General features: G+C 48.3%; 7 protein-coding genes. 1 reads left to right on the top strand and 6 read right to left on the bottom strand.

Annotated elements, in window-relative coordinates:
* Positions 1-152: 152 nt before the first annotated feature.
* The 6 genes from phhA to V4C51_RS16085 all read right to left on the bottom strand — a co-directional run bounded on the left by phhA (position 153) and on the right by V4C51_RS16085 (position 7,489).
* Positions 153-938 (bottom strand): phenylalanine 4-monooxygenase, encoded by a 786-nt coding sequence (gene phhA / locus V4C51_RS16110; protein WP_330927206.1) that lies wholly within the window; start codon positions 936-938, stop codon positions 153-155.
* Between the two features lie 33 nt (positions 939-971).
* Complete coding sequence (hppD, locus tag V4C51_RS16105; RefSeq protein ID WP_330927205.1) at positions 972-2,078, bottom strand: 4-hydroxyphenylpyruvate dioxygenase; 1,107 nt, start codon at positions 2,076-2,078, stop codon at positions 972-974.
* Positions 2,079-2,621: 543 nt separating this feature from the next.
* Positions 2,622-2,996 (bottom strand): fluoride efflux transporter CrcB, encoded by a 375-nt coding sequence (gene crcB, locus V4C51_RS16100; RefSeq protein ID WP_330927204.1) that lies wholly within the window; start codon positions 2,994-2,996, stop codon positions 2,622-2,624.
* 4 nt (positions 2,997-3,000) lie between these two features.
* Positions 3,001-4,329, bottom strand: coding sequence for a replication-associated recombination protein A (locus V4C51_RS16095; protein ID WP_330927203.1), 1,329 nt, complete (start codon positions 4,327-4,329; stop codon positions 3,001-3,003).
* Positions 4,326-5,099 carry an outer membrane lipoprotein periplasmic chaperone LolA gene (lolA, locus tag V4C51_RS16090; RefSeq protein WP_330927202.1) on the bottom strand — a complete coding sequence of 258 codons (774 nt, stop codon included), beginning with the start codon at positions 5,097-5,099 and terminating at the stop codon, positions 4,326-4,328. Before lolA ends, V4C51_RS16095 begins: the two co-directional genes overlap by 4 nt.
* Before the next feature lie 8 nt (positions 5,100-5,107).
* Entirely contained in the window at positions 5,108-7,489 is a 2,382-nt protein-coding gene (locus V4C51_RS16085) for a DNA translocase FtsK (RefSeq protein WP_330927201.1), read from the bottom strand.
* 273 nt (positions 7,490-7,762) lie between these two features.
* On the opposite strand from V4C51_RS16085, the gene V4C51_RS16080 reads away from it, so the two are divergent.
* Positions 7,763-8,350: a TIGR04219 family outer membrane beta-barrel protein gene (locus tag V4C51_RS16080; protein WP_330927200.1), complete on the top strand. Its 588-nt coding sequence runs from the start codon at positions 7,763-7,765 to the stop codon at positions 8,348-8,350.
* Positions 8,351-8,578 lie beyond the last annotated feature (228 nt).

Raw genomic sequence — 8,578 nt, 5'->3', positions numbered from 1 at the left:
GGAGCGCCGTACCGGGGAGTACGGTCGACTGAGCAAAACTCCCTTAGAGTCGCAAGGAGCAAGCAAGGCCAGGAGCATGTTTATGAAATATCCGGGCTAAGCTGAACTCAAATTTATTTTCATCAACCACATTTTCTCTGAAAGAAAAACGTTCAATCTTTAGGCGCAAATAACGGCTGAAGCAACCCTAGCGTCATGGCTTTGTTTACCAGAGCCATAATATCCAGCTGACGAATTGCCGATAATTGCTCCAGACTATCAATGATAAAGTAAAGGGGCTGAAGGATATCAATTCGATAGGGTGTGCGAAGTGCCGTCAATGGATCCAGAGACTTTCTCCGTGGAGTGTTACTTTCCAGCGCGTAAATGGTTTCTGCGTAACTGGATAAAATACCACCTCCGTATATACGAAGCCCTTCTTCTGAGCGTAACAAACCGAATTCAACGGTCATCCAGTATAACCGCGCGAGATAAACGCGCTCTTCCTTTGTAGCTGATAGTCCCAGTTTGCCATAAGCTTCGGTAAAATCCGCAAAGGCCTGATGGGTAAGTAAAGGACAGTGCCCGAAGACTTCGTGGAAAATATCCGGTTCCTGCAAATAGTCCAGTTCATCACGCCTGCGAATAAACGTTGCCACTGGAAACTGCTTCGACGCCAACAAGGCGAAAAACCGGTCAAAGGAGATGAGTGCCGGCACCCGGGCTACCGCCCACCCTGTTGTCACTGCCAGCTTCATATTCAGTTCTGATAACTGAGGAATCCGATGCTCAGGCAGCGCCAATGTATCCAGACCTTCTAAAAATTCCTGACAGGCTCGACCCGGCAACAGCCTCAACTGCCGATCCATCAAAATACCCCAGGTTTCATTTTCTTCATCTGAATAATGAATAACACCGTGCGCATCCGGTTTTCTGGCCGTATAGCTAGCTGTTTTCATCACTGAAACTCCTATGGCATTGTTATAAAAATACTAGCCTGAGGCTTCAGATAAAACCCCTCGCCGTATCTGATCCCTTTCCATACTTTCAAACAGTGCGGTAAAATTACCCTCTCCAAATCCTTCATCCCCTTTTCGCTGAATGACTTCAAAGAATATAGGGCCGATTTCAGTTTCAGTAAAAATCTGCAACAACAATCCACCGTCTTCTGTTGGCGCACCATCCATTAAAATACCCAGTTTTTTCATTCTATCAACATTCTCCTGATGCCAGGGAAGGCGCTCTGGTAACATATCGTAATAGGTATCAGGGGGAGGGGTCATAAAGCGCGCGCCCTTTTGCTTCAGGGTAGCTACTGAGTGATAAATATCGGATGACGTTAAAGCAATATGTTGAACGCCCTCACCTTTATACAATTCAAGGTATTCTTCGATTTGGCTTTTATCATCAGATGACTCATTAATGGGAATTCGAATTTTTCCACAGGGGCTGGTCATGGCCTTTGACTTTAAACCCGTCAGTTTTCCTTCAATATCAAAATAACGTATTTCCCTGAAATTAAAAAATTTTTCATAGAAACCGGCCCACTGTTTCATATTCCCGCGATACACATTATGGGTCAGATGATCAATATCCGTTAATCCAACAGCGGCTTGTGCCGGGTCAGCCTCTGCGATAGGGATAAAATCCACATCATAAATGGAGCCATTTTCGCCATAGCGGTCCACCAGATAAAGCAAGCTACCACCAATGCCTACAATACACGGAATATTCAGCTCCATAGGCCCACACTGGGAAGGCCCAGGCTCTGCCCCCAAAGACAACGCCCGCTGGTAAGCATAATTAGCATCTTTGACACGGATAGCAAAGGAACAGACACTGGCACCGTGGGCATCCACAAACCGCTCAGCAAACGATTCCTTTTCGCCATTAACAATAAAATTAATGTCATTTTGACGATACAAGGTGACTTTCTTGGAGCGATGACGCGCCACAGCAGTAAAGCCAAGGGATTGGAACAAAATTCCCAGTTCAGCAGTATTATTCCCGGCATACTCAATAAACTCAAAGCCATCGGTACCCATAGGGTTAGCATCGGTTACACCGGCTGGTCTGTCTTGTTGATTATTTCTGTCCATAACATCAATACCTTATTAATTCATAATGGCTTGTTGACGGCCAGACACCTGTCAACGTTCGGTACTTAGTTGATTTGACCCTTTTATTACACACCGTTTAAGAATAATTTCAACCAATTCACATACGCACTTATACCAATAATTTTTCAAACCACCGTAATGAACAGGGCAAACCGGACGTCAGAACAAGATAAAATAACGAGTAAAGCCTGATATTGCCGGGCATTTCAGGGCAAAACTGGCGTTCAGCAGCAGTCTTAAAAGTCTGCCCGTAGCGAGGACTGCGAGAAATGGAGGATAAAAAATCGCTTTTGTGAGGAGAATAGCGGGACTATTTGACGAACAAAAGCAACTTTTTAGCCCCATTTATCTTAGCCGCAGTAGGAGCATGACTTTTAAGACCGCTTCTTAACTACTGAGCGCATCAAGAGTCAAGGGGCACAACCTTTGCCGCCAAGCTTCAGCCACGCCTGCGGTTGTTTGCCCCGCCCAAGCGAGCGGATTGTGGACTTTCGATAAAACAAGCAATCACTGTCACAGTGATTACACAAGCCGGGCCAGGTGATAGCCAATAAAAACCACTGAGATACATAGCACAAGATTACCCACCGTATACCCCAGGGCAATGAGGTAAAGTTCTGCCTGAAATAACCTTAAGGTATCCATTGAAAATGTTGAAAATGTCGTTAGCGCCCCTAAAAACCCTGTAATAACAAAGCTTTTCAACACCGGGGGCAACATGGCCTGCTCCACCAGATAATACCAGGCAGCACCGATGCATAACGAGCCAATCACATTCACAGTCAACGTCGGCAACGCAAACAATGATGGATGACCCGTGGTATCAAATCGGTTGTAAATAAAAAAACGTACCATAGCACCCAAAGCGCCGCCTAACCCTACTGCTAAGTAATTCAAGAGGTTACCTTCGTTTCCTGGAACTGGCTTGATCAAGCGTGGTTAAATACTGCAACTTGCTCTTGATTTTAATTTCAAGCCCACGCGTATTCGGTTGGTAATACTTTTCAGGCACCATCTCCTGTGGAAAATAATCCTCTCCAGCCGCGTAAGCTTCGGGTTCATCATGGGCATAACGGTACTCTTTACCGTGCCCCAACTTACCCATTAACGCCGTGGAAGCATTACGCAAATGAACAGGAACTTCGTAGGATGGATTACCTCTAACATCCGCCAGCGCTGCTTTCCATGCCTTATAGACGGCATTGCTTTTTGGGGCGCAGGCACAATACACCGTGGCATGTGCCAAAGCCAGCAGTCCTTCTGGATGACCAAGGCGCTCATAAGCCTGCCAGGCATTGAGGGCAATCTCCAGAGCCCTTGGGTCGGCATTCCCGATATCTTCACTGGCAATGGCGACTAAACGCCGGATCACCGCAAGGGGATCAGCACCGCCATCAACCATACGAGCAGCCCAGTAGAGGGCGCCATCAGGACTGGAGCCACGCACTGACTTATGGAAGGCTGAGAGCTGATCATAAAAAATATCCCCCCCCTTATCAAAACGACGGCCACCGTCTGAGAGCACTGTTTTCAGACTGTCACAGGTGATAATTCCCCTTTCCTGAAGATCCGCGACAATCTCCAGGGTGTTCAGTAAACGCCGGGCGTCGCCATCAGCATAACGAATAAGGGCTTCCTCAGCTGTTTCTTCCAAACGGAGCTGCTGTTCTCCCAGACCTTTTACCGGATCGGTCAGTGCCTGATCCAGCAAACATTTCAGTGCGTTTTCATCCAAAGGCTTCAGCACATAGACACGGGCACGTGATAGCAGGGCGTTATTGAGTTCAAAGGAGGGGTTTTCTGTTGTCGCACCCACAAAAATAACAGTCCCTTCTTCCATATGAGGCAAGAAAGCATCCTGTTGAGACTTGTTAAACCGATGGACTTCATCAACAAACAACAGTGTTTGTTGTTCTGCTTTTTGTAAAGCATCTTTGGCACGTGCCACAGCAGCGCGAATGTCCTTAACCCCCGAGAGAACCGCTGAAAGGGTTTCGACCCGGACATCACAGCTCTCAGCCAACAAGTGGGCAAGGGTGGTTTTCCCCACCCCTGGAGGTCCCCAGAAAATCATAGAATGCAAGTGCCCGCGAGTGATTGCTTCCCTCAGTGGTTTACCCTCACCCAGTAAATGAGCCTGTCCAAGGTAATCATCGAGACTGGCCGGTCGCATTCTGGCTGCGAGGGGCTTTTGGCACTGGCTTCGCGCGGTATCAAACAGAGAGTTCATGCTGCCGGGGTCACTGGGGCAGGTGACGCAGGTTGTGAAGGCACCGTCGCCTCATCAATCACATCATAGTTTTTTGGGTAGCTGGCATTGAACTGGCTGTCACTGATCATGCCATTAACATTCACCTGCCGTAAATCGATCTGTCGCTTTCCCCCCAGGGAATCCACCATGGCAAATCCCGTCAACTCACCGTCTTTGTTAAAATGAATGTCCAGTTTCTCAAATAACGCCCCTTTACCGGAAGGCCTGAGGCTATAAATGCTACTTTCCCTGAAGGTTTCAACAGTCACATAGTAATTTTTCAAGAATTCACGCGCATCACCACTGAGAAGACTGACCGGCGTATTCTCAGAGTCAGTATCCTGCTTTTGAATCACCACCTGCATCAGGTCATGATCGATATTCCATACCTTATTATCCCGGGTAATAATTTCCTGCTCGTAGGGTTTCGTAGTGTGCCATAAAAACTTGTTTGGCCGCTTCAGGGACAACTTACCAGACAGTGTTTGCCGCCGACCATTATCAGTCATCATCTCCTGCTGAAAACTGGCACTGAGCGTTTTAATGGACTCCAACTTTTTCACCAACGCCGCCACTGCCTTTGCATCACTTTGCCCTTGTGCCGGGGTTTTGCTTTCGGGGACTATTGCCGTATTTTTAGCCGCGCTCGCTGGCGACACTGGCGCGTTTTTATCTGTCACCGCGTCATTCCCGCTAGCAGATACGGACAGCATGGTCAGGGTCATCGCAATAAATAATGGTTTTAACATAGCACCGTTCAATGTTTAGGAACTAATACGTCCCGGTTACCGTTTGACTGCATGGGACTTATCACCTGGGCAGCCTCCATGGCTTCGATTATCCGCGCTGCCCGGTTATACCCTATTTTCAATCGGCGTTGAACCGCTGAAATGGAGGCTTTTCGCGAATCCAGTACAAACGCCACAGCTTCATCATACAAAGGGTCCCGCTCATCATCAGTGTCCATAGCACTCCCCTCAACACCCCTATGAGCACTGCTTCCGAGAATATCATCGATATAACAGGGCTGCCCTCTTTGCAACCAGTCAGCAACCACCCGGTGCACATCATTATCACTGACAAAAGCACCGTGTACCCTGATAGGAACGCTTGTACCAGGCGCTAAATATAACATATCACCGTGTCCCAACAGTTGCTCCGCGCCACCCTGGTCGATAATCGTACGTGAGTCAATCTTACTGGAAACCTGAAAACTGATTCGAGTCGGTACATTGGCCTTGATCAAACCGGTAATGACATCAACAGACGGGCGCTGGGTGGCAAGAATAAGATGAATGCCAGCGGCCCGCGCTTTTTGGGCAATTCTTGCAATCAGCGCCTCCACTTTCTTGCCAACAATCATAATCATGTCAGCGAATTCATCAACCACCACCACCAGAAAAGGCAACTGGCCCAGCTCTGGTGCGCTCCCCTCCCCCACAGCGTCAAAAAAAGGATCGGTCAGCGGTTGACCGGCACTGATAGCTTCGCGAATTTTTTCATTATAACCGGCAATATTTCGCACCCCCATTGCCGCCATCAGTTTATAACGACGCTCCATTTCCGCCACACACCAGCGAAGGGCATTGGCAGCTTCTTTCATATCGGTCACAACAGGGGCTAACAAATGAGGAATTCCCTCATAAACAGATAGCTCCAGCATTTTCGGGTCGATTAATAGCAAACGCACCTCAGCGGGACCCGATTTAAACAGCAGCGACAACAGCATGGCATTGACCCCGACGGACTTGCCGGAGCCGGTGGTTCCCGCCACCAGCAAGTGCGGCATTTTTGCAAGATCCACCACGACAGGCTGACCACCCGTATCATGCCCTAAAGCCAGGCTTAATGGTGAGGTGGCCGCTTCAAACACACCGGAGGCAATCAGTTCAATCAGAAAAACCGTTTCCCGGGTTTCATTCGGTATTTCAATACCCATCACCGACTTACCGGGAATCACTTCCACTACACGCACACTGATCACCGCCAGAGAACGAGCCAGATCCTTGGCCAGATTTGAAATACGACTGGCTTTTACCCCTGGAGCTGGCTGAATTTCATAACGAGTAATCACCGGCCCCGGATGCACAGCCACTACAGTAACATCAACACCAAAATCCTTGAGTTTATCTTCCAGTGTCTTCGCCACTTGTGACAACATCGCCTTATTGATACCAGAAGCTAAGACCTTGGCTTCATCGAGCAGCTCGACAGCCGGCCTGGTGGAGCCAGCATGATGGTTGTTTATATCACTGACAACCTCAGTCGTAGAGGGCACCGTGGCAGTCAATGTGGTCTGTTTACGGGGTACCGAAAGAAACTTATCCTGTGCCGACGAGGGAAGAGTAGCAACAGTGCTTTCAACACGTGGTTGCTTCTGCTTCCGTATCTTTTGAATATACCCTACACACCGAATAGCAATCCAATGACTTTTATTGAATGCGGCCATTACCAGGGTGGGGACACTACGCTGAACAAGAGCGGCCAACACGATAGTAAGCCTCCCCATCACATCCATGAGCCGAAACCATGACAACCCGGTGGCCAGCGTCACTCCCAATAAAAAACCCGCCAGCAATAACAGCGTACTGCCTGTTACATTAAACAGGGGCAGGCATAGCCCAACAATAACAGATCCGACAATACCACCACTTTCCGCCGGTAACGCGGCACCAAGAAAATGGTAATGCAGATAGACCAGCCCTGTGCCACAGCACAATAGCAACAGGCAACCAACTATACGACTGATTACCACCGCTGGTTGCCAACGCCATGGGATACCCCGTTGCTGAAATAAACAGTAACCCAAATACAACAAAATGACAGGTAAAAACCAGGCGCAATAGCCTAGCAAAGATAGCAGCAGATCTGACAACCAGGCACCGACCTGGCCGCCTTCATTGGCAATCAGGCTTACTGGCCCGACAAAAGACCACCCGGTATCCTGTGGGTGATAACTGGTCAGGGCCATCACCAGAAAGCCTGTGAGAAACAGCAGGAATATCACTGCGCTTTCACGCAGACGCTGGCGCAGGCTTTGTGCCAACAAACAGCGTTTTGCCTGAAGCGAATCCTGTAAAGACAGCATTTTAGTGCATTTTTTCTTTCCAGCACCGGCCATGATAATGTGCTCTTCCATAAGCAAATGGTCTAGAAGCCTGTCGGACTTAAGACAATTTCGGCCTGAAATCCAGAAAGCGCGAGAAAGTTCCGACAGGCTCCTACCTGTCACTATATCCCAGAGCTTGCGCCCTAGGCCATAGCTGATGCATTCAGCACCATGTATCGACACTGACAAACACTTTCAGTAGGTAGATATCGCCATATAAAAGACAGCAAACAATCAATACCATCCAGCCACATTACTATTAATACCCCCCAACGAATACCATTAACCTTTGAAAAAAAACCTATGAAAAAAGTGCTTTGTACAACAGCCCTGTTATTGACTGCCAGCATTAACTGCCATGGCGATATGATCGGAGCCAAAGTGGGGTACGATTATTGGAAAACAGCGAATCATAGTGATTCTCACAGCGTCTACGCGCAAGTAGAACACCCTTTTCCCTTAGTCCCCAACCTGGCCTTGCAAGCCAATAAAATAGACAGTCACAAACTTAAGTTGAATAGTTACGACGTGTCAGGCTATTACGAAATCCTCGATAACGACAACCTCTCAGTGGATCTTGGCCTTGGCCTTCGCCGACTGGACAGTGGCAGAATGTATGATCAGTCGTTCACCGATACTCTGCCTATGGTCACTGCCGATATGACGTTATTTCCTGGCAGCTCATTGAGCTTTTACGGCAAAATCAATGCCGGTAAAAGCAACGACAGCACCATAACTGATGCCAGTGCCGGCGTCCGGTTTACCCTTTTAGCAGGTATCAGCCTCCAGGCCAGCTATCGCAGTTATGAGCTGGATCTTGATGGAACAAAAGGCATCAACGATAAAGAAACGATCCGTGGGCCTCAGATCGGGCTGGATATTGATTTTTAATCACGCCCCATCCTGCCTCTTGCCCTGCTCAGCTCATGGATAAAAACGAAGAAAAAGGGCAGGAAGCGCTAGGAGGCTGTCCGAGAATAGCGCCCGTAGGCAGAAAATTGAGGATAAAAATGCCTGCTGCTTCATCAAATAGCCCCACTATTATCCTCAGAAGCAGAAATTTTTATCCTCAATTTCTCGTAATCCTCGCTACGGGCGCTATTCTCGGTCAGGCTCCTA

The organism is Candidatus Sororendozoicomonas aggregata (assembly GCF_031528575.1).
In the GTDB taxonomy this organism is placed as follows: Bacteria; Pseudomonadota; Gammaproteobacteria; order Pseudomonadales; family Endozoicomonadaceae; genus Endonucleibacter; species Endonucleibacter aggregata.
The sequence above is the reverse complement of the archived record's forward strand: the minus strand, read 5'-3'. Positions and strand labels throughout refer to the sequence as shown.

Bases quoted from the DNA above. Each gene is read 5' to 3' on its own strand.
- lolA (WP_330927202.1), bottom strand. From the start codon at position 5,099: ATGTTAAAACCATTATTTATTGCGATGACCCTGACCATGCTGTCCGTA.
- phhA (WP_330927206.1), bottom strand. From the start codon at position 938: ATGAAAACAGCTAGCTATACGGCCAGAAAACCGGATGCGCACGGTGTT.
- V4C51_RS16085 (WP_330927201.1), bottom strand. From the start codon at position 7,489: ATGGAAGAGCACATTATCATGGCCGGTGCTGGAAAGAAAAAATGCACT.
- V4C51_RS16095 (WP_330927203.1), bottom strand. From the start codon at position 4,329: ATGAACTCTCTGTTTGATACCGCGCGAAGCCAGTGCCAAAAGCCCCTC.
- V4C51_RS16080 (WP_330927200.1), top strand. From the start codon at position 7,763: ATGAAAAAAGTGCTTTGTACAACAGCCCTGTTATTGACTGCCAGCATT.
- hppD (WP_330927205.1), bottom strand. From the start codon at position 2,078: ATGGACAGAAATAATCAACAAGACAGACCAGCCGGTGTAACCGATGCT.